The sequence below is a fragment of the Novosphingobium flavum genome, assembly GCF_014230315.1.
GTDB classification, from domain to species: domain Bacteria; phylum Pseudomonadota; class Alphaproteobacteria; order Sphingomonadales; family Sphingomonadaceae; genus Novosphingobium; species Novosphingobium flavum.
The window spans coordinates 258,055-278,268 of record NZ_JACLAW010000005.1; the positions used below are offsets into that span (position 1 = coordinate 258,055).

Annotated in this window: 13 protein-coding genes; 12 read left to right on the forward strand and 1 reads right to left on the reverse strand. The window is 65.9% G+C overall.

What is annotated here, in order from left to right:
* The first annotated feature begins 50 nt into the window (after positions 1 to 50).
* From H7F51_RS08220 to H7F51_RS08245, 6 genes are all read left to right on the forward strand, one after another.
* Entirely contained in the window at positions 51 to 3,143 is a 3,093-nt protein-coding gene (locus H7F51_RS08220; RefSeq protein ID WP_185663759.1) for a TonB-dependent receptor, read from the forward strand.
* A 78-nt stretch (positions 3,144 to 3,221) separates the two neighbouring features.
* Positions 3,222 to 3,743: a hypothetical protein gene (locus tag H7F51_RS08225; RefSeq protein ID WP_185663760.1), complete on the forward strand. Its 522-nt coding sequence runs from the start codon at positions 3,222 to 3,224 to the stop codon at positions 3,741 to 3,743.
* A gap of 12 nt (positions 3,744 to 3,755) precedes the next feature.
* On the forward strand, positions 3,756 to 4,700 hold the full coding sequence (locus H7F51_RS08230; protein WP_185663761.1) for an alpha/beta hydrolase: 945 nt from the start codon (positions 3,756 to 3,758) through the stop codon (positions 4,698 to 4,700).
* 121 nt (positions 4,701 to 4,821) lie between these two features.
* Positions 4,822 to 6,120 carry an MFS transporter gene (locus tag H7F51_RS08235; RefSeq protein ID WP_185663762.1) on the forward strand — a complete coding sequence of 433 codons (1,299 nt, stop codon included), beginning with the start codon at positions 4,822 to 4,824 and terminating at the stop codon, positions 6,118 to 6,120.
* A 202-nt stretch (positions 6,121 to 6,322) separates the two neighbouring features.
* Entirely contained in the window at positions 6,323 to 6,910 is a 588-nt protein-coding gene (locus tag H7F51_RS08240; protein ID WP_185663763.1) for a response regulator transcription factor, read from the forward strand.
* 91 nt (positions 6,911 to 7,001) lie between these two features.
* Complete coding sequence (locus tag H7F51_RS08245) at positions 7,002 to 7,601, forward strand: response regulator transcription factor (protein WP_185663764.1); 600 nt, start codon at positions 7,002 to 7,004, stop codon at positions 7,599 to 7,601.
* Here H7F51_RS08245 and H7F51_RS18890 read toward each other — a convergent pair.
* Positions 7,559 to 10,996, reverse strand: coding sequence for an ATP-binding protein (locus tag H7F51_RS18890; protein ID WP_185663765.1), 3,438 nt, complete (start codon positions 10,994 to 10,996; stop codon positions 7,559 to 7,561). The genes H7F51_RS08245 and H7F51_RS18890 overlap by 43 nt on opposite strands.
* A gap of 312 nt (positions 10,997 to 11,308) precedes the next feature.
* Here H7F51_RS18890 and H7F51_RS08255 point away from each other — a divergent pair, with 312 nt between their 5' ends.
* From H7F51_RS08255 to H7F51_RS08280, 6 genes are all read left to right on the forward strand, one after another.
* A complete protein-coding gene (locus H7F51_RS08255) occupies positions 11,309 to 12,682 on the forward strand; it encodes an MFS family transporter (RefSeq protein ID WP_185663766.1) in 1,374 nt (457 codons plus the stop codon).
* Between the two features lie 226 nt (positions 12,683 to 12,908).
* Positions 12,909 to 15,791, forward strand: coding sequence for a TonB-dependent receptor domain-containing protein (locus H7F51_RS08260; RefSeq protein ID WP_185663767.1), 2,883 nt, complete (start codon positions 12,909 to 12,911; stop codon positions 15,789 to 15,791).
* 174 nt (positions 15,792 to 15,965) lie between these two features.
* Entirely contained in the window at positions 15,966 to 17,141 is a 1,176-nt protein-coding gene (locus tag H7F51_RS08265; RefSeq protein WP_221774061.1) for an amidohydrolase family protein, read from the forward strand.
* 21 nt (positions 17,142 to 17,162) lie between these two features.
* Positions 17,163 to 17,771 (forward strand): hypothetical protein, encoded by a 609-nt coding sequence (locus H7F51_RS08270; protein WP_185663769.1) that lies wholly within the window; start codon positions 17,163 to 17,165, stop codon positions 17,769 to 17,771.
* 19 nt (positions 17,772 to 17,790) lie between these two features.
* Positions 17,791 to 18,294 carry a c-type cytochrome gene (locus tag H7F51_RS08275; RefSeq protein WP_185663770.1) on the forward strand — a complete coding sequence of 168 codons (504 nt, stop codon included), beginning with the start codon at positions 17,791 to 17,793 and terminating at the stop codon, positions 18,292 to 18,294.
* Positions 18,295 to 18,296: 2 nt separating this feature from the next.
* Positions 18,297 to 20,213 carry a carboxypeptidase regulatory-like domain-containing protein gene (locus H7F51_RS08280; RefSeq protein WP_185663771.1) on the forward strand — a complete coding sequence of 639 codons (1,917 nt, stop codon included), beginning with the start codon at positions 18,297 to 18,299 and terminating at the stop codon, positions 20,211 to 20,213.
* Position 20,214: the final 1 nt, after the last annotated feature.

The following is a 20,214-nucleotide window of genomic DNA, read 5'->3' on the forward strand; positions in this document are numbered from 1 at the left end:
ACTCTTCTCCATTGAAAGCAAAAAATGCGAACATGGAAGAGGGGCATCAGATGAGAGGATATCTTGCATTCTGCCTGGCGAGTGTCGCGGCGGTGCCGCAGGCGGCCTGGGCCGAGCCGCTGGCGATCAGGATCGCGCCGCAGCCGCTGGGCAAGGCGCTGAGCGAACTCGGGCGCCAGAGCGGGCTCCAGATCATCTATCGCCCCCAGATTATCGGCCGCCGCATGACCTCGGGCCTGAACGGTGCTTACGAGCCCGTCGCCGCGCTCAGGCAATTGCTGGCGGGTACGGGCCTGACCTACGTTGCCTCGGGTAGTGGATTCATCATCCAGGAACAGGCGGTCAGGACGCCGGTTTCCGCGCTCCAGTCTGCCCCCTCGGCGCCCCGTGCGCCGGTGGAGCCGGCCGAAGCGGAGCGGGCCACGCCCGAGGAAATCATCGTTACCGGGTCGCGCACCATCAAGAACGGCGATGACAGTCCGACCCCGGTAACGGTCGTGACTACGGAAACGCTGCAGAACGTGCGGCCGACCAGCCTCACCGAATCGATCCAGGTCATGCCGGTGTTCTCCGGTTCGCGCGGGCAGACGGCCAACCCTTCGGCGACTGGCGCGACGGGCGGCGGCAACGGCTCGGCGGCACAGCTGAACCTGCGCAACATCGGTTCGCAGCGCAACCTGGTGCTGATGGACGGCCGGCGCGTTCCGCCGACCTCGTTCACGGGGATTGTCGATGCCGATGTCATCCCGCAATTGCTGATCCAGCGGGTCGATGTGGTGACCGGCGGGGTTTCGGCCGTCTATGGCTCCGACGCGGTGACCGGCGTCATCAACTTCGTCACCGATACCGCGTTCACCGGCCTGAAGGCGCAGGCGCAGGGCGGCATCTCGAGCCGGCACGACGATGGCTCGCAGGAACTGGGCCTGGCCTGGGGCACGAAGATCGGCGAGCGCAGCCATTTCGAAATCAGCTATGAATATCGCAACAGCGACGGCATCGCCCGCCGCTCGGAGCGTGAATGGTTCAACCGGGCGACGGTAATCGGCAACGGCACGACGGTGCCCTATCTCTCCATCGGCGATTCCGCTCTGCCCAATCAGCCATTCGGTGGCCGGATAACCGCCTGCGGCACCGGCTGCACGCTGGCCGGCCAGTACTTCGCGGCGGACGGCGTGCTGTCGCCGTTTGTTGCCGGCACGACCTATTCCGGCGTGACCGCGACCCAGAGCGGGGGCGCAGGCGGATATTTCGACACCTCGTTGAAAGCCTCGCAGCGCTCGCACCAGGTGTTCGCGCGGTTCGACACCGAGCTTTCGGACACGGTCAACTTCTTCGCCTCGGCCAGCGCCAACTTCAAAAAGAACGTGTTCTACGGCGATGAACTGAGCCTGTCGGGCATCACGATGAGCAAGACGAACGCTTTCCTGTCACCGGTCTATCAGGCGCTGATTCCGGCGGCGACTTTCACGTTCGGCCAGGTCTTCAAGCAGGAATCGCGCCTGACGATGGTGCCGAATACGCGGCAGCTGTCGTTCGTGACCGGCTTCGACGGCAAGTTCGGCAGCTATTCGTGGGATGTGGGCTATGTTCACGGCGAATCCCGCCTGACGACGGACCTCTACAACAACCCCAACCAGCAGAAGCTGGCCGCCGCTCTCGATGCGGTGCCGGGTAGCGGGGGGCAGCCGGTCTGCTACGCCGCCACGCAGGCGGCCACCGCGGCGGCCTATGCGGACTGCGTGCCGCTCAACGTGTTCGGGCCATCTGCCTCCAGCGCCGCGGCGCGCGACTACATCTTCGACGATACGCACTATGTTGCGACCACCAAGCAGGACGACATCACCGCCAGCATCAGCGGATCGCCGTTCGCAACCTGGGCGGGCCCGGTGAACGTGGCGCTTTCGGGCGAATGGCGCACGCAGTCGTTCCAGTCGCAGAGCAATTCCGCGGCCGACGGGGTGGCCGATTGTACCAATCTCCGCTTTAACTGCGTGGCGACCGGCAGCCGTACCCTGCTGTTGCAGAACGTCTTCTCGTCCAGCCCCAAGGTGTCGATGAACGTGTGGGAAGCCGCGGTCGAGGCCAGCGTGCCGCTGGTCAAGGATGCGCCGCTGCTTCAACTGGTCGAGGTCACCGGGGCCGCGCGCTATACGAAGTACAACAGCGTTGGCAGCTATACGACCTGGAAGCTGGGCGGAAGCTGGGTCGTCAGCGATGACCTGCGCTTCCGCGGCACGATCTCGCGCGATATCCGTGCGCCTACCCTGGGCGACCTTTACGCGCCCACGGTGCAGAGCGTGGCGACCGTGGCGGACCAGAAGAACATCGTGAGCCTGCCGGTCACCCAGCGCAACCAGGCCAATCCCGGACTGACCGCGGAAATCGGCAATACCAAGACCGTCGGCCTGGTGTTCAAGCCCCGCTTCCTGCCCGGCTTCAGCCTCGCGCTCGACTATTTCGACATCGCGATCAATAACGCCATCGTTTCCGTTCAGGGTTCGCAGGCGATCATTCAGAACGGCTGCAACCTTTCGGGCATCGCGCTTTATTGCGACCTGATCGAGCGGGACTCGACCGGCAAGCTCATCGCGGTGGTGACCAAGCCGATCAACCTTGCCAAGATCACCACCCATGGGGTTGACGCAGAACTGAACTACCAGGGCCGGCTGTTCGGCAATCGGTTCATGTTCCGCGGGCTGGCGGCCTACCAACCGCACATCCGCTATATCCAGCCCGGCGTGCCCACCGTTGACCAAGGCGGGGTTGCCTTCGGCACCGCCGGTCTGACCGCGAGCCCGTCGCTGCGCCTGACTGGCATCCTCAGCTACGACGTGACCGACAATCTGCGTGTCGACATCATGGAGCGGTGGCGCAGCGCCCTGAAGCTGTCGGGCGATCCGACGCTGGCCTTCGTCGCCGGCGACAACCGGATCAGGCCCTATGCGCAGACGTCGTTGAACGTCGCCTACAGCATCGACAGGCAGTTCCAGCTGTCCCTCAACGTCCAGAACCTGTTCGACGCCGATCCGCCGGTGGGCAACGCGCCCGGCACCGGCGGCGCGCCAGGGCATTTCGGCGGCTTTTCCGCGACGGACGATGTGGCTGGCCGCTATTTCACGGTCGGCGTCCGCCTCAGGTATTGATCGCGGCTGCCTTCGTTTCCGGTCCGATCACACACAAGAATATTCAGCCCAAGGGCTGGGGTTGAGGAGTACGATGTCATGGCATTGGTTTGGTTGAGACGGACCGCCGTCGCGTCGGTCGTGGCGGTGTCGGCGGTTGCGGCGGGGCTGGTCGGCGCGGCGGAGCCCGGCAAGAAGGTGTGGTCTGGTCAGCTGAATCCCGGTTCCGGGTGGCTGAAGCGGCAGGGACTGGCGCCTTCCTACCGGTTCCAGTTCACTGTCGATGCCGCCGGCCGGGCCACCGGGACTATCGACCTTGGGGGCAGTACATATCCGCTGACCCCCGGCAAGGCCGTTCTCACCGGGCAGCGTGATCCGGATGGCTCGGCGTTCTACCTGTTTGCGACGATCGAAGGGCGCCGCGCCTTGCCGGCAGCGGCGCGCACGCAGGCGGAGGTCAAGGTGACGCTGACCGGCTTCGACGAAGAAGACGGATCGCTGCGGGGCGTCGGCGTTGTCGACATGGCCGATCTCGTCTGTGTGACGGACCCGGCCAAGGCAGCGGCGAAGACGCCGTGCGCTCGGCGCATGGTGCCGGTCAAATGGACGGCAAGGAACTAAGGGAGCCAAGCCATGAAACGCACTGAAATCGGGCGCAGGGATTTGCTGCTGGGCACGGCCGCCGCAGCCTTTGCCGCTGCCGTTCCTTCCATGGGTCATGCGGCCACAACGGTCCGTTATGATCCGGATGCGCGGTTCAAGCTGAAGGTCAGCGAAGTCGAATATCGCCGCACCGCGAAGGGAACGCCGCTGTTGGCCCGGATCTATCAGCCTGTCGGACCCGGCCCGTTCCCGGTGATCCTGGACCTGCACGGCGGCGGCTGGAATGAGAAGGACCGGCAGGCCGAGGAACTGTTCGACCGCAAGATGGCGGTGGCCGGCGCCGTGGTCGTGGCCATCGACTATACCCTGGCGTCCGAGGCACCATATCCGGCCGCCTTTCAGGATGCCAATTATGCCGTGCGCTGGCTCAAGGCCAATGCCTCGAAGTGGAACGGCGATGCATCGCGGTTCGGGATCTTCGGCAGTTCGAGCGGGGGCCACATGGCCGAAGTCATGATGATGCAGCCGCGCAATCCGCGTTATGCCGCACTGCCGTTTCCCGAGCATCCCGAGCTTGACGCGGCAGTCGACTACGTGATCGCCCGCTCGCCTGCCAGCGACACCTTTGCGCTTTACCAGACCACGCAGTCGCTGGAGAACACGGGCATGATCGAAAAGCTCAAGACGTTCTTCGTGCCGTGGGAGACCATTCACGAGGCCAATCCGCGCGAAATCGTCGAGCGCGGCGGGAATCTCACGCTGAAGCCTCTGCTGGTGATGCAGGGCGAGTTGGACGACAACGTGCCGACGCCCATCCAGACCCGTTTCGTCGAGGCTTACAGGGCGGCCGGTGGCCAGTGCGACTACACGATCTTCGAGGGCTGCGATCATCAGTGGGTGGCCGTGCCGGGGCCGCAGACCGACCGGGCACACAAGATGGCCAAGGCTTTCATCGCGCGTAATGTTAACATTTGATGTGAGCGGCAGGGCGAGTAACTGGCGCGGCGGGTCCGGGCCGGTTCGGTCCGGGCCGCAAGGCGTATCCCGCGAATCCGAGCTCTTGCGGGTCTGGCAGTCTAAAGAAGGGTAAGGTCAGATGGCCACGATAGTTTCGCCTTCCCCGGAAATGGCCCGGGCCGCGCTGGTGCGGCGCTGGGTGATCCTCACCTTGCTCATGCTGGGCGCGCTGATCGGTTTCGTCGACCGGGTGAGCATTTCCTCGGCCCTCGCCGTGGCCTCGTTCAAGGCGCACTTCGGCCTTTCGGACATTGCCCGGGGATGGATCAACTCGGCGTTCTTCTGGTCCTATGCGGTCATGCAGGTGCCGATGGGCTGGGTGGTCGACCGCTACGGGGTCAAATGGCCCTATGCGATCTGCTTCTTCGTGTGGTGCGTGGCCTCCGCCCTGATCGGCCTGGTGTCGACCCTGTGGGCACTGATCCTGATGCGGCTGATCATCGGCGTGGCCGAGGCCATCGTGGTTCCGGCCACCTATCGCTGGGTGCGCAACAACTTCGATCCCGACCGGAGCGGCGCCGCGCTGGGTTTCTATGCCCTGGGTACCAAGTTCGGCCCCGCGCTCGGCGCCCCGGCCGCGGCCTGGCTGATCGTGATGTTCGACTGGCGGGTCATGTTCCTGATCACCGGCCTTGTCGGCGTGATCTGGCTGGTGCCGTGGATGCTGGTCGCCCGCGAGCGGACGGGGGCCCTGCCGATCGAGGCCGGCGTGTCTTCCGAGGCCGAGGCAGAGGTGGTCCAGCGGCTCGCGGCGAAGAACATCAGTCTCTCGTCGCTGCTGGCCAACCCGTTCATCCTCGCCACGCTGGTCGTGTACTTCTGCTACAACTACTTCCTGTTCTTCTGCATCACCTGGATGCCGGCCTATCTGATCGAACAGCGCGGCCTGTCGCTGGAGCAGATGGGATTCTACACTTTCTTCAGCTTTACCGGGATCGCCGTCGTTGCCTTCGCGTCGGGCTGGCTGGCCGACGTGATCATCGGGCGGGTCGGGCGCGCCGTCTTCGTGCGCAAGGCCTTCGTGCTGGCGGGTTTCGCTGCTGCCAGCACGGTCGTCCTGGGCGCGTGGTCGCAAAGCGTCGAGGCTGCGCTGTTCTGGAACGTGCTCTCGCTGTCCGGGCTGGGCCTTGCCACGGCCAATAACCTTGCGCTGTGCAGCATCATGTTCATCCCGGGTCCGATCGTGGGCCGGGTGAAGGGGATCCAGAACACCGCGGTCGCCATAGCGGGAATCGTCGCCCCGTTGATGACCGGCTGGCTGCTGCACCTCACCGGCTCGTTTGTGGCGCCGATGACGCTGATCTTCGTGTTCCTTTTGCTGGGCGCGGCCACGGTGGTCGTCGCCATCCGGAAGGAATGGGCGCCCATCATTCCGTGAACCGCGGGCGGGCGGTGCCTGCCGCAAGGACCTCAAACCAGCGCCGACGGCCTTGGGGGACTGGACGCTCATGCCTTGCCGGCGCGAGTCTGCTTGGCGAATCCCGAAAAAGGTGGTCTGGTCCCCGCACGTTCCAGGTCGTGCCCCATCAGGTGGAGAAGCAGCGCCGGAGGCAGGAAGAGGACACTAAGCTGTGCGGGTCATGCTGGTAGATGATCATCCGTTGGTTCGTCAGGCGCTCGCGCTCACCGTGGCGGCGATCGATCCGGCGGTGACGGTAGAGCAGCTCGAGGCCGTCAAGGAAGCCGAGGCGTCGCTGGAAAGGGATCCGGGCGAGGCGCTGGTCCTGCTCGACCTGCATCTTCCCGGTCAGTCGGGCATGGAAGGCCTGATGAGAATCAAGGGGCGCTTTCCCCAAGTGCCGGTTGCGATCGTTTCCGGGGATGACGACAGCGCGACGGTCCTGTCAGCGCAGGCCTGCGGGGCGGCGGGGTTCATCTCCAAGACCGCGAGCCGATCCAGCCTGATCACCGCGCTGGGAGCCTTGATGGCCGGGCAGGACTGGTTCCCCGACCAGGAGGAAGTGCAGCCGCAGGAGCAACTTACTGCCGCCCAGACGCGGGTGCTGGATTGCATCCGCCGAGGCCTGATGAACAAGCAGATCGCCCACGAACTGGGCATGAGCGAACATACGGTGAAATATCATCTCGGCGGAATATTCCGCAAACTGGGATGCTATAGCCGCGCCCAGCTGGTATCGACCCTGATCGACAGCTCGGCCCGAAACTGAGCCGGCATTCTTGCTGCGGCGGCAATTGCCCTTGGGGGGGATTGCCGTTAGTTTTACTGCAAAACGGAATTGGTTGAGGGAGAGGCGCGGCATGCGCATCCTGTTGGTGGATGACCACCCAATGTTTCGTGAAGCGCTGGCCGCCACGGTCGAGGGGCTCGATGCCCTTGCCGTGGTCGAACAGTTCGACACGCTGCAGCAATTGTATGACGGGCTGGGCGAGGGGGGCGCCGGGACCCTTGTGCTGCTCGATCTGCAACTGGCCGACGCGACCGGCATGGTCGGCCTGATCGGGCTCAAGGCGCGCTATACCGAACTTGCCGTGGCGATCGTCTCGGGCCGCGATGACGAGCACGCCGTGGCGACCGCGCTGGCCTGCGGCGCGGCGGGATATATTCCCAAGAGCGCAAGTCCGGCCACGCTGTCGGCAGCGCTGCGCACCTTGCTTGGCGGCCATGACTGGTTTCCGCCGGGCAGCCAGGACAAGGACGACAGCGAGCGCCTGTCGCCCATCCAGATGCGGATTCTCGATGGGGTCAAGCGCGGCAAGATGAACAAGCAGATCGCCTGGGAAGTCGGTCTCAGCGAGCATTCGATCAAGTACCACCTGACCGGGATTTTCCGGAAACTCGGCTGCCAGACCCGCGCTCAGTTGCTGGCCGTCGTGGCCGAGGTGCCGACGGCGGATTGAGCGCACACCGAGGCTAGCAGCGCACGCAGTTGCAGCGGCGGCGCGGGCTTGCGCATCAGCCGGATGCCCTCTGCCGCGAGTTCGTCCTCCCAGTCATCCTGGGCCGTCGCGGTCAGCAGGATGCGGAGCCGGGCCTGTCCGGCCAGCCGGCGCAGGATGGAAATGCCGGTCTCGCCGGGCAGGAGCTGGTCGGCGACGATGGCCGACCAGCCATGCGCCGTAGCCGGAATTTCCGGGCCGCTGCCCGCCGTGTCGACCCGGGCTCCCCACCGCTCGAGCAGGGCCTTCATCCCCAGCAGGACGTCGGGCTCGTCGTCGATGCACAGCACGGTCATCCCGTCGAGAGACTGGCCCGCGGTGGGCTCCGCAAGCCGTCGCGGCGATGCTGCGGCCTTGGCCCGGGGGATCACGACCGAGAAGATGCTGCCCTGGTCGGGCTTCGAGCGTACGGATACTGGATGGCCGAGGAAATGGCAGATTCGCGCCACGATCGAAAGGCCGAGCCCCGATCCGGCCGCCAGCTTCTCGGCTTGCGGCAGGCGGTTGAACTCGCTGAACACGGCCTCGAGGTGGGCCGCGTCGATGCCGATGCCGGTGTCGCGCACTTCCAGCCGGATGTTCGTGCCGGCGGGCCGTGCGGTGACGAGGATCGTCCCGCTCGGGGTATAGCGGATCGCGTTCAGCACGAGGTTCTGGATCACCGAGCGCAGGAGGTCGCCGTCGCTGGTCACATGAAAGGTCGTGGGCCGGACCACGAAGCGCAGGCCGCGCGCTTCGGCCTGATCGGCGAATTCCTCGCACAGCGAGGCGAAGATCGGGTCGAGCGCGACGGTTTCGACCGCCGGTTCGGCCGCGCTCGTCTCAAGGCGCGACAGGTTGAGCAGGGCGCGCATCAGCCGGAATGCGCCGTCCACGGCATCGTCGGCCCGGCGCAGCAGGTCGGAGTGGGCGGACGAGAGATCGGCCCCTTCCTTGACGCTGGAAATGAACAGGCGGGCGGCGTGAAGCGGCTGGACGAGGTCGTGGCTCGCCGCGGCCACGAAGCGTTTCTGCGCCCCGGTCGCATCCTCGGCGGCTCGCTTGGCCTCGGCGAGCGCGGAATTGGCTGCGGTCAGTTCGCGGGTGCGCAGTTCGACCCGCCGCTCCAGGCTTTCCTTGTCCTGCGCCAGAACCCGTTCGGCTTCGCGCAGGCTGGTGATGTCGGCCAGGGTCGAGAGATAGTCGCCCCGGGGAAGCGGCTTGCCGGTGACCTCGAGAATGCGCCCGTCCTCGAGGTGCCATTCCTCCTGCAGCGGCTCGCCCCGCGCGATCGAACCATTGAGGCCGAGCAGGTTGGAGCGGATCGCGTTGACCACCTCCCCGTCCGACCGTTCGAGCAGCAGGTCGGACAGCGGTTTGCCGACGTAAACCTCGGCCGCCGACAGGTTGAGCAACTGCATGTAACGGCCGTTCCACGCGATCAACCGGTGGTCGCGATCGACCACGCTGACGCCCTGATCCAGCCCCTGCAGCGCGATCTGCAGCAGGTCCCGGCTGAAATGGACGGCCTCGGCCGCATCGTCGAGGATGTGGTCGATCTCCCCGCTGCTGAGATCGTCGGACGAGATTGCGAGCGAGACCACGTTACGGGCGGAAGGTGCGCCGATCACGCCGGCCAGTAGCTTTTCCGCAATCCTGACCTGGGTTGGGGTAATCGGCTCGTCGTCGCTTGGCTGCCCGCTGAGGGAATGGCTGCGCAGTTCCAGCACCGCCTTGCCTGCCTCTTCCGGGCCGATGAAGCGCGCCAGCAGGTGTTCGATGTCGCGCAGGCGGGCGCGGATGGGGCCGTGGCCGGGGTCGGGTCCTTCGGGCAGGTCGCCCACGAAGATCCGGGCCTGGACCGTGTCGACCAGGCGCGGCCGGGCCAGCAGCGACAGCACGACGTAGATCAGCACGTTGACCGTGAGGCTGAGCAGGATCGCCATCTCCAGCGTCCGCCCGGTCTCGTGCCCCCAGCTTGGCGGGCTGCCGCCGTGGCTGGCGGCGATGACCGAAGGTGCGGCGATAGTCACCAGCCACAGCGTGGCGCCTGCCGCGATACCCGCAAAGGCACCGTCGACATGGGCGCGGCGCCAGTACAATCCGCCGATCAGCGCCGGCAGGAACTGGGCGAAGACGGCGAGGGCGGACAGGCCCAGTTGGTCGGCCGTTTCCGTGCCGGCGATGATCCGGTGGTAGGCCCACGCCGCGATGCCGACGCCGATGATCGCGGCCCGCCGCGCGAACAGGATCCATCGGCCGACGTCGCTCGGCGCACCGCTGCGATGGGTGACCCGGCTGAGCAGCGGCAGCATGATCTCGTTGGCAATCATGGCCGAGATCGCGGTCAGCTCGACCACGACCATTGCCGCGCCTGCCGAGATGCCTCCGATCAGGGCCAGCAGGGTGAGGGTGGACGAGCCATGGTGGCCGGGCAGGGCAAGCAGGCGCAGCGGCGCCGGAACGGCCAGGAGAGCGGGATCGGACCGGATCGAGATTGCGATCAACAGGGTCGCCAGCGACCAGATCGCGAAATAGGCCGGCAATATCCAGCGTGCCGCTCGCGTATCGTTCACCTCCTCCAGCGTGACGAAGCCGACGTGGAACTGGCGCGGAAGGGTGAACGACGTGGCCGTGCACAGCAGCATGACGGTGATGAACGAGACCGTCTTGGCGGAAGCGGGAGCGGCCGCCGCCGCCGAAACCGGGGCGGTGTGGGTTCCCGGAGCCTGTGCGATCAGCACGGCTGCCAGCCCCGCCACCGCGACCAAGGCGACCAGCTTCACGATCGACTCGAGCGAGAGGATGTTGACGAAGCCCGCGCTCTGCTGGTTGAGGCTCGGGCGCCGCGCCCCGAAAATCAGCGCTATCCCCACCAGGACGACGAGCGGCGGCAGCGGCGAGTGACTGGCAAGGCCTCCGGGCGCCACGGTGAAGCGCCAGGCACTGCCGAGAATGTCGAGCTGAAGTGCGATGTAAGGCAAGGCGCCGATCGCGGCCACGACCGCGCAGAGGCTGCCGAGCGCCGCGCTCTTGCCATAGCGCGCGGCCAGAAAATCGGCGAGCGAGCCGACGTTTTGCTGCTTGGCCAGCACGGCCACCTTGCGCCACATCGGATAGCCTGCCGTCAGCGCGAGGACCGGCCCCAGCGCATTGGCGAAAAACAACCAGGATCCCTCGCTCGCCGTGCCGACCGCGCCGAAATAGGTCCAGGCCGAGCAGAGCGTGGCAAGCGACAGGCTGTAGCGCAGCGGACCCAGCCGCCGCGTCGTGGCCGATCCGCCCCGGCGATCGCCCCACCAGCCCGCCAGCAGCAGGGCCAGCGCATAGCCGGCAATGACCGTTATCACGAGAACGGCGGGCAGGACCTGGTTCACCCGGTCTCTCCCGGCGCGGTTGCTGTCATCGCCTCGGCACGGTTTGCCGCCTTTCTCTCCCTTGGCCCTTCCGGCCCGGCCGTTCTCTCCGGAGAGATTTGTAGCCGCCGGGCAGGGTGTCCAACAAGGGCTTGTGCAATCGGCCTAGACGAATGGCTAGGCGCCGGCCGAATGCACGATGATAGACCAAAGCGCATGGGACGAGGCCAAAAAGAAATCCTTGCCTTGATCGCGCGTGGGCATATGCCCGGCTCAGGAGGCGGATCAGCTGCCAACGAACCGGACGCAGCAAGGGGAAGGAGCGAAAGTCTGATGCCGCAGACCGGCCTCCACGCTGCACGAGGCGATGACGGCCCGCGCGCCCGCGTCACGGTCGTCAGCCGCGGGGGCGATGCCGCCGGCGACGGTGCCTATACCGAGGGCCAGCGCCGCCGCCGCCTTTCCTCGATCGTGGCCGCGTCGAGCGGCAATCTCGTCGAGTGGTTCGATTTCTACATCTACGCCTTCTGCGCGATCTATTTCGCCCCGGCCTTCTTCCCCCGATCCGATCCGACCGGCCAGTTGCTGAACACGGCCGGGGTTTTCGCCGCCGGGTTCATCATGCGCCCTCTCGGCGGCTGGATGTTCGGACGGATTGCCGACCGGCACGGGCGCCGCAATGCCCTGGTCCTCTCAGTGCTGTCGATGTGCGTCGGCTCGCTGGTGATCGCCTTCATGCCCACCTATGCCGCGATCGGGCCGATGGCCCCGGTCGTCCTGCTGCTCGCCCGCCTGCTCCAGGGCCTCTCGGTCGGCGGCGAATATGGCACCGCCGCCACTTACATGAGCGAGGTGGCGCTGCGCGGTCGGCGCGGGTTCTTCTCTTCGTTCCAGTATGTCACGCTGATCGGCGGCCAACTCAGCGCCTCGCTGGTCGTGGTCATCCTCCAACAGTTGCTGAGCGAGGGCGAACTGCGGGCGTGGGGCTGGCGGGTGCCCTTCGTGATCGGCGCGATTACCGCCCTTGGCGCTTTGGTGATGCGCCTCCGGCTGAGCGAAACCGTGACCGCTGCCGATCGCAACCGCGAGGAAGCGGGCAGCTTCGCGGCCATCTGGAACCATCACCGCTCCGCTTTCCTGACCGTGCTCGGTTTCACCGCGGGCGGTTCGCTGATCTTCTATACCTTCACGATCTACATGCAGAAGTTCCTGGTCAACTCGACCGGGATGACGATCCGCACCTCCAGCGCCGTGATGACCGGCTGCCTGTTCATCTTCATGTGCGCCCAGCCGGTGCTCGGCGCCCTGTCGGACCGGATCGGCCGCCGCGCGAGCATGATCGTGTTCGGCGCGCTCGGCACCTTCTGCACGATCCCCCTGCTCGAGGCGCTCCACGGCGTGACCAGCCCGTGGGCCGCCTTTGCCCTGATCGCCGCCGCGCTGGTGATGATCAGCTTCTATACCTCGGTCAGCGCGATCCTGAAGGCGGAGCTGTTTCCGGCCGAGGTTCGCGCGGTCGGCGTCGGCTTTTCCTATGCTCTCGCCAACGCCCTGTTCGGCGGCACGGCGGAATATGCTGCGCTCACGCTCAAGGCCATCGGCCGCGAGAACTGGTTCTACTACTACGTCACCGGCATGATGGCGCTGGTGCTGGTGATCAGCCTCGGGATGGCCCCGCGCGCGCGCTATCTCGGCCACGACAGCTGAAGCCCCGGCCAAGCCCCCCGCAACTTTAGACGGACGGCTAGGCGCGGCAGCCGCGCAGCATTGCTAAGTCGGCATCGTCACATTGCAGCAATCGCAGGATCGCCGGGAAGGGCGGACCTCGATTGCAGGCGCGATCGTCCCAGGCCGGCGCGTCTTCCGGCAATGTGCCCAGAACGAATATGAATTTGGGAACCAGACGGCGCTCAGGGCGCCCATTGGGGGATGTATGATCGGATCTTCGAAGAGCCGGCGCGCGCGCTGGATTGCTGGCACGGCCTTGTTTGTGTTTCAGGCTGCCGTGGGTGCGCAGGTTGCGCTGGCACAGGCTGCCGACGCGGTTGATGAAAAGCCGTCGGAAGACATTATCGTGACCGGCTCGCGCCTGGTCACCAACGGCGACAGCAGCCCGACCCCGCTGACCGTGGCCAGCGTCGACCAGATGCTTACCGCACAGCCAGCGGGCGTGATCGAAGGCCTCAACTCGCTGCCGGGCCTGCTCGGCTCGATCAACACCACCTCCAACGTCAACACCGGCGGTTTCAATACGCTCAACCTGCGCGGGATCGGCACGATCCGCGGCCTCGTGCTGGTCGACGGCCACCGGGTCGGCTCGACGCAGAACGGCGGCGCGGTCGACGTCGACGTGATTCCGCAGATCCTGCTCAAGCGGGTCGAGGTCGTGACCGGCGGTGCTTCCGCCGCCTATGGTTCCGATGCGGTTTCGGGCGTGGTCAACTTCATCACCGACACCAAGTTCACCGGCCTCAAGCTCGATGCGCGCGCCGGCATCTCCGACTATGGCGACGATCGCAAGATCGGCCTCGGCGCCGGCTGGGGCGCGGACTTCAACGAAGGTCGCGGCCATGTGATCGCCAGCTTCGAATATGTCGATAACGCGGGCTTCAAGCGCGCCGACCGTCCGTTCCTCAACAACTATGGCAGCATGGTTGGCTCGGTCGCGGGTTCGACCGCAAGCCCCGGTTCGGCAGCCAATCCCTGGGGCGTGGTCTACGGCGGCACGCTCAACTCGGTCACGTTCGGGGGCCTGATCAACAATGGCCCGCTCATCAACCTGCAGTTCACGCCGACAGGCACCCTGACCACCTTCAATGCGGGCACTCCAACGGGCACCGGTGCGGTCAACGCTGGCGGCGACGGCGCCTACTTCAAGGGTTCGACGGCCGGTGCGGCCCAGTCGCTGTACCGGGCGATGGCGCGGGTGGACTACGATATCACTGACGATATCCACTTCCACACCTCGGGCATCCTGACCAAGTACAAGCAGAACTACAGCCAGCAGAACCCGCAGTTCTCCAAGATCCTGATTGCATACAGCAACCCGTTCCTGGCCTCTGTTCAGCAGCCCTATCAAGCCACCATTGCGGCCCAGCCCGCCGGCAACACCTTCCAGCTTTCGAAGATGGAACTGGGTCTGCCGATCTTCAGCTACAATGCGTTCGAGACCTATTACAACGTCGATGCCGGGCTCGACGGCACGATCGGCGGGTTCAAGTGGCAGGCCGACTACTACCGCACCGAATCGCGCTTCACCCGCCGCAACAATGCGGGCGTGAACCTCAACCGGTTCTATGCCTCGATCAACGCGGTCAACAGCGGCGGCAACATCGTCTGCAACGCGGCGCTGACCAACCCCACGTTCTCCAACTGCGCGCCGTACAACATCTTCAACGCCAGTGATCCGCGCAACGCGGCGGCCATCGCCTATTTCGTGCAGCCGAACATCAACACCCAACACTATGTGACCAACGACTTCAACGCCGACATCAACGGGGAACTCTTCAACCTCCCCGCCGGTCCGGTGAAGATGGCGCTGGTCGGGGAATGGCGCCGGACCTCGCTCGACATCCAGTCGAACGCCTCGCCGACCGACCCGATCGATTGCAACGGCATCCAGTACAACTGCGTCAACAGCGTGAATGCCGCGCGCTGGCTGGGCCGCGGTGACGGCGTGCCGATGGCGACGCGGTCGGTCTCGGTGACCGAACTGGCGACCGAAGTCGAAGTCCCGCTGCTCAAGGACGTGCCGCTGATCAAGTCGCTGACCCTGAACGGTGCGGCGCGCTACACCAATTACAGCACCAGCGGCGTGGTCTGGACCTGGAAGGGCGGCGTGGTCTGGAACGTCTCGGACGACCTGACCCTGCGCGGCACGCGGTCGCGTGACATCCGGGCGCCTACGCTGGATGACCTCTATGCACCGACGACGATCAGCCTGACCTCGTACAGCGACATCCTGACCGGCGGGTCTAACCCGAACATGCCGCAGCAGAGCCAGGGCAACCCGAACCTGAAGCCGGAAAAGGCCGACACGCTGACCTTTGGCGCCGTGTTCAAGCCTCGCTTCATCCCCGGCTTCAGCTTTGCGGTCGACTACTACAAGATCAAGATCAACCAGGCGATCGTCGGCATCGCCGCGTTCCAGCCGGCAACCTGGCAGGCCTGCCTCGATGCGGGTCAGGTGGGTCCGGTCTGCGATCTCTATGTCCGCCCCTTTGCCTTCGGGACGCCGCAGTATGCCACTTCGGCCAACTTCCCGACGCTGATCAAGTCGCAGTCGCTCAACGTGGCCTCGCTCAGCACCCACGGCATCGACTTCGAGCTGAACTACGCGAACCGCATCGGCGATCGTCCGTTCTCGCTGCGGGCGCTGGTCACCTACCAGCCGACCCTCAAGTATGACAACGGCCCGCTCGGCGTGGTCGACGTGGGCGGCGCGGCAGACGGTGTCGGCGGCCTGCCGCCGATCGCCAAGTGGAAGGTCGTGGCCGACGCCAAGTTCGACCCGATCGACAGCCTGCACATCAGCGTTCGCGAACGCTGGCGCGCGGCCCTGCGCCAGAACGGCACGGCGTCGATCCAGTTCGCCATCCCGAACATCCCGGCCGTCGGCTACACCGATCTCAACATCGGCTACGACATCAAGCCGGGCATCAGCGCCTACCTGAACATCCAGAACCTGTTCAACACCAAGCCGCCGTTCTTTGCGAGCACCGGCGGTGCGACCCAGATGAACTACCTGGGCGGTTTCGCGCAGGGCGATGATATCGAAGGCCGCTACTTTACGGTCGGCGTTCGCGCCAAGTTCTGATGAGGGCAGGCGGGCGCAAGTGTGCCCGCCTGCGGTGCCTGCCCGTCGCCCGCTGTGCGCGTGACGGGCAGGTTCAATACTTTCGGCCTCGCGCCTGGGGCGGCATAACGGAATAGCCGAGCCAAGCGGGCAAGGTGCGAGGTCCAGGCGCGAAACAGTAACGGGAGAACGATGGTGAAGCGTGATCGGCGCAATTTCATGAAGGCGGGGGCCCTGGCCGGGCTGGGCGCTGGCGCGAGCGGACTGCTCGGCGGGGAGGCCCTCGCCAAGGTGGCCGCCACCGCCAAGGCACCGGCCGGCGCCTCGCTGCTGGGCAAGAGCTTCGCGGAACGGGCCACGCCCAAGATGTGGACGATCCCGCAGCGCCCGACCAAGCCGGTTTCGATCGACGTCCACTGCCACTGGGCGCCGGAGGCCTACCTCAAGGCCAAGGCCGATCTGGGCCAGCCGGATTTCCTGCCGCCGATCAACTACAATCTCGAGCATCGCATCGCCGGAGCCGAAAAGCTCGGCATCCAGATGTCGGTCCTCACCCTCGGCGGCTTCCGGCCGTGGGTCTGGGTCACGCCGGAGCAGGGCGCCTATATCGCGCGCGTCTCCAACGATGCCGCGATTGCCGCGCACAAGGCCTATCCGAAGAGCTTCGTCGCCGGGATCGAGGTCAACTGTTCCGATCCGGTCGGCTCGCTGGCCGAACTGAACCGCGTTGCCGGCCAGCCGGGCATGGTCTGTCTTCATCTGCCGACGTCTCTGGCGGGCCGCGACTTCATGTTCGAGCCGGCCTTCCAGCCGATCTTCGCCCGCTGTCAGGAACTGCGCCTGCCGATCCTGCTGCACCCGCTCGACGGTGAGGCCAACTGGTTCGGTGGCAAGCGGCTGGTCGACGCGGCCTCGGGGGTGACGCCCGGTCAGAACGAGATGGTCAACCGCTTCCCGGGCCTGACCAATTCGCTCGGCAACTCGCTCGAAATGGCGGTCTGCGTGGGCAAGCTGATCTCCTCGGGCACGCTTGACCGCTATCCCGACATCGACTTCATCGCCACCACCGGCGGCGGCGCCTTCCCCTATATTGGTGGGCGCATGGAAAACCGCGGCGGCGCGAAATATCCCAAGGCGGTCTTCCAGTATTTCCGCCGGTTCTATTTCGATTCCCTCACCTACTGGACGGATTCGCTGCGCTACATGGTCGAGATGGTCGGCCCGGACCGGGTCTGCCTTGGTACCGACAACATGTACTCGCCCGGCGTCATGCTCGATCAGCCGCATTCGCTGATCGACCAGGCCAACTTCGCCGAGAGCGACCGCAACCTGATCCTGCGCGGCAACCTTGCCCGCCTGTTCAAGCTCTGATCCCGCGAAGGACCTGACCTCATGAAGACCCTGTTCAAGGCCGGGCCCTGCCTGGCGCTCCTCGCCCTCGCGGCTCCGGCCATGGCCCAGCAGGCCCCGGCCGCCGCTGCGCCTGCCACCGCCCCCGCCGGCCCGCCGAAGGAGCCGCGCGACAAGGGAACCTACATCACCCGCGAGCAGATGCAGGCGATCGCCGCCAGCGTGGTCGACAAGACCACCGGTAAGCCCGGCGGCTTCAGCAAGCGGCTGATCAACTATTCGACCCACTCCACCGCCTTCATCCGCCTGGTCAAGCCCGAGGGCCCCCATGCCCACGGCACGCTGAGCGAGGTTTTCGTGATCACCGACGGCGGCGGCGTGCTGGAGACCGGCGGCACGATCACCGGGGTCACCGGCCACGATTCGGCCACGCACAAGGATCTGTTCCTCGATCCGCAGCCGGCCAATCCCAACCCGGCGCGGCGCGCGTCCAATCCCGGCGACCTTGCCGGGACCGACGTGGTCGGGGGCTATCGCCAGCATCTGAAGGCGGGCGACATCGTGCTGGTCCCGGCACTGGTGTCGCACCGCTGGGTCGAGGTCGACGGTTCGGTCACTTACCTCGACATCAAGTTCCCCAAGGCCGATTGATCGCGGGAGTGCGCTGGTAATGGTTCCCAAGCATGCACTGCGCTGGACGGTGATCGCGGGAGTCGCGCTGTCGACCTGCTCGATCCTGGCCCGCGCACAGGGGTTGGATGTCGCGTCGCCGCCGCCCGCGGGGCTCAAGATCACGACGCGCGATTACGATGTCGCCGCCCTCGCCAGACCGCACGGCCTGCCCGACAACATCTATCGCGGCCGGGTGATCTTCATGCAGCGCTGCGCCTACTGCCATGACGGAGTGGGCCAGCCGAGCTACAACACCAAGGGGCCGTTCCTCGATCCGGAATTGATCACCCCGCTCGGCGATGCCGGCATCCGCATGTTCGTGGTGCAGGGGACCGACAACATGCCCGGGTATCAGTATGCGCTGACCCCGGCGCAGATCGATGACGTGATCGCCTATGTGAAGACCATCCCGGCCAGCGCCAAGCCGACCGAGGACCAGCTCGCCGGCCGCTTGCCGGGGGCGAAGGGCGGCGGGCGTGCCGCAGAGGGCGGGGGAGACTGACAATGGCCGCAACCAGCAAGAGCGCGGCCCTGACGCGCACGATCACCCGCCTTCTCATCGCCGCCGCGGCTATCACCACGGTGGGCAGCGTGGTCCAGGCGCAGATGGCCTCACCCGAAGTGCCGGGCCTGATGGGCGCGATCAAGGACGGCTCGGGCAAGCCGATGGCCGGGGTCACCGTGACCCTGCGCAACGTGGCCCAGGCTTTCGCCACCAGCGTCCACACCGATGAACGCGGGGTCTACATCTTCCCGCACCTCGCTGCCGGTCAGTACAAGGTCATGGCCCAGGCCGTGGGCTTCTCCGCCGCCAAGGCCGATGTCGCGCTCGACGGCGCCCATACCGGGCGGCAGGCTTTCTCGCTGAAGCCGCTCGCCGCCTACGGCCAGCAGCTCAATGGCTACGAATGGTCGACCATCCTGCCCGAGGCGACGCCGGCCCAGAAGCGGATGAAGCAGGTCCTCTACGTCGCCTGCACCGGCTGCCACAGTCTCGACGTGGCGCTGCAGAACCGGTTCGACGAGAAGGGCTGGAACATCGCCATCCAGTCGATGGAGAACGCCTTCTACAACGGCTTCCGGCCGGGCGACCTGTCGGCCGCGCAACTGCGCTGGGAAGGGCAGGTGATCCGCCGCCACCGCGAGGAACTGGCCAGGTATCTGGCCGAAGCGCGCGGCCCCAATTCAAAGGTCCTGCCCAAGCCGCTGGCGCGGCCCACCGGCGATCCGGCCCGCTCGGTGGTGACCGAATACGAACTGCCGCTCAAGGAGACGCAGAACGATCCCTCGTGGTTCACCGGGACCGAGTGGGAGCTGGGGCCGTCGGTCGGCATGCACGGCCAGGTGGGGATCCACGACGTGATCGCCGATGCCAACGGCAAGGCCTGGATCACCCAGGCGCGCGAGACGTTCGAGACCAACCGTTCGGTGATCAAGCTCGATCCGAAGACCGGGGCGATGAAGGTGTTCAACCCGCGCGACGCACGCGGGCGGCTGGCCTACTTCGAACAGATCTCCGAGCCTGACGACAACGGCAACATCTGGATGCACAACGGCGACCACATGGTCCGCCTCAACCCGACAACCGATACCTTCGACAACTGGCAGCGGCCGCAAGTGATGGGCGGCATGGGCAATTCGACCGACTGGGATTCCAGGGGCCGGGGCGTCGCCAATGCCCGCTACGGCACGGTCATGTTCGATCCGTCGGAGCTGGGCCGCAAGGACGTGGCCTATCCGGGCTGGTACTACTTCCAGCAGAACACGCCGGGCGACGGCACGACCTATGGCATTTCCGTCGATGCGCACGACAATATCTGGTGGTCGGAAAGCTATGTCGACAAGGTCGCCATGCGCGACGCCAAGACCGGCAAGGTCACCGAGTTCGACATGATCGATCCGGACTATGCGGCGCGCAAGGCGCTCGCCACCCCGGAAGACCTGACCTGGTACGATTCGATCGGCGGGGGCACCTGGGCGATCAACTCGGCCTCGCCGCTGCCTTACATGAACATGCCGCGCCGCCTTGCGGCGGACAAGAAGGGCGACAAGGTCTGGGTGCCGATGTGGGCACAGGACCACATCGCCTCGATCGACATCAACACCCATGCGATCAAGTACTACAAGCTGCCGTTCAAGACCCACCCCTACAAGACCACGGTCGACAACGACCACAACGTCTGGACCGACAGCGGCATGGCCAACGCGGCCTTCCGCCTCAATCCCACCACCGGTCAATGGGCCATGTTCCCGATCCCCAGCCTCGGCTGCGCCTCGCGGCACATGAGCTATGACCGCTACAAGAACGAGATCTGGGTGCCATGCGATCAGTCGAACAAGGTGGTCCGCTTCCAGTTCCGCACCGAGGCGCAGCTGAAGGCGCTCGAAGCGGCGGCCACGCCGGCGGGAACCGGGAAGTGAG